The organism is Protofrankia coriariae, from assembly GCF_001017755.1.
In the GTDB taxonomy this organism is placed as follows: domain Bacteria; phylum Actinomycetota; class Actinomycetes; order Frankiales; family Frankiaceae; genus Protofrankia; species Protofrankia coriariae.
Genome location: NZ_JWIO01000113.1, coordinates 1 through 213 on the forward strand (window position 1 = coordinate 1; position 213 = coordinate 213).

Consider the following 213-nt stretch of genomic DNA (forward strand, 5'->3'; position numbering starts at 1 on the left):
CCTACACCCGCCACGGCGGCTTCCTCCACAACGCCGGCGACTTCGACCCCGACTTCTTCGGCATCTCCCCCCGCGAAGCCCTCGCCATCGACCCCCAACAACGCCTCCTGCTCGAAACCACCTGGGAAGCCCTCGAACACGCCGGCATCGACCCCACCACCCTCACCGGCACCCCCACCGGCGTCTTCGCCGGCGTCATGTACGACGACTACG

The 213-nt window shown here is 68.5% G+C and carries 1 protein-coding gene; it reads left to right on the forward strand.

The window, feature by feature from the left end; translation table 11 throughout:
• Positions 1–213: beta-ketoacyl synthase N-terminal-like domain-containing protein (locus FrCorBMG51_RS24435; RefSeq protein WP_047225350.1), on the forward strand; the 213-nt coding region annotated here is incomplete at both ends.